Here is a 1,583-nt window from a genome sequence, read left to right on the forward strand (position 1 = left end):
AGCTTGGCGTTTATCGTCGCAGGTCACCCGACCTGCTGATCTGCGGCTCTTCCCGGGACAGCGGACGCGGCCGTTCTCCACGCTTCGAGATGTCGAGTAACGGAGCACGAGAGAACGGCCGCTGCCCATGAGTCTGTCTGTCGACGCGTCCGCAGGTGCGGCATTGGACGTGTTGTCCCGCTTTCGGGTCGAGTTCTACGAATGCCTCTACGCTCGAGCGGATGCGCTCTTCGAGCTCACGGACGCGGTGCTGTGTACGGACGGGCCGGTCAAGACACTGGTCGAGCTGTCGCTGGTGGCCGAGCACCGGCGTGGGCACGGCGCCCTGTACGCCGCTCTGGACCGGGGCTGGGTGGAGCCGACGCGGTTGCGCCGGGCCCTGGCCGGCCTGCCGCTGCCAAGAGCGGCCGACGGCAGGGTCGTGCTGGCCGTGGATGTGTCCCACTGGTTGCGTCCGGACGCCCCCACCAGCAACGAGAGGCTGTTCTGCCACGTCTACGGACGTGGGGAGCGCAAGACGGACCAGCTGGTTCCCGGATGGCCGTACTCCTTCGTCGGCGCGCTGGAGACCGGCCGCACCTCCTGGGTCGCGCTGCTGGACGCTGTCCGCCTCGGGCCGGCGGACGACGCGACCGCCGTCACCGCCGCCCAACTACGCGCTGTGATCGACCGGTTGACGCATGCCGGGCACTGGCAGCCGGGCGATCCCGAGATCCTGATCGTGATGGACTCCGGCTACGACGTCGCCTACCTCTCGCACGCCCTGGCGGATCTGCCGGTCGTGCTGGTCGGACGGCTGCGCTCGGACCGCGTCATGCTCCGCGACCCGGGCCCGGCCCGGTCCGGCCCGAAAGGCGGACGGCCCCGCCGGCACGGCGGCGTCCTCTCCTTCGCCAAGCCCGACACCTGGCACGAGCCCGACGTCACCACGGTCACGGACACCACACGCTACGGCAAGGCCCGGGCGACCACCTGGGACCGGATGCACCCAAGGCTCACCCACCGCGGCCCCTGGCTGGACCACACCCAGGAGGAACTGCCCATCCTGCACGGCACGTTGGTGCGGCTGCAGGTCGAGCGCCTGCCGGGCGACCGTGACCCGAAACCGGTCTGGCTCTGGTGCTCCGCCACCGCCGCCACAAGCGTCCAGGTGGACCTGTGGTGGCAGGCGTTCCTCCGCAGATTCGACCTGGAGCACACTTTCCGGCTGATGAAGCAGACGCTCGGGTGGACCGCCCCGAAGGTCCGCCGCGCCGACACCGCCGACCTGTGGACCTGGCTCGTCATCGTCGCCCACACCCAGCTCCGCCTCGCCCGCCCGCTCGCCGAGGACCTGCGCCGCCCCTGGGAACGCCGCACCGAACCACGGCGCCTCACCCCCGCCCGCGTCCGCCGCGGGTTTCGCAACCTCCGACCCACCGTGGCCCGCCCGGCAGCCGCACCGAAACCGACCAGGCCAGGCCCGGGACGGCCTCCCGGCTCGAGAAACAGACACCGAGCCAAGCGTCACGACGTCGGCAAGACCGTCAAACGCGCCGACACGATCAAGGAACACGAAACCCGCCGAGGATAAACGCCAAGCT

Annotated in this window: 1 protein-coding gene; it reads left to right on the forward strand. The window is 70.6% G+C overall.

Features of this window, described 5'->3' with window-relative positions; genetic code table 11:
• Positions 1-127 precede the first annotated feature (127 nt).
• On the forward strand, positions 128-1,573 hold the full coding sequence (locus ACZ4EG_RS46615; protein WP_467795062.1) for an NF041680 family putative transposase: 1,446 nt from the start codon (positions 128-130) through the stop codon (positions 1,571-1,573).
• Positions 1,574-1,583 lie beyond the last annotated feature (10 nt).

It is taken from the genome of Streptomyces sp. NPDC025638 (assembly GCF_055558775.1).

Bases quoted from the DNA above. Each gene is read 5' to 3' on its own strand.
- ACZ4EG_RS46615 (WP_467795062.1), top strand. From the start codon at position 128: ATGAGTCTGTCTGTCGACGCGTCCGCAGGTGCGGCATTGGACGTGTTG.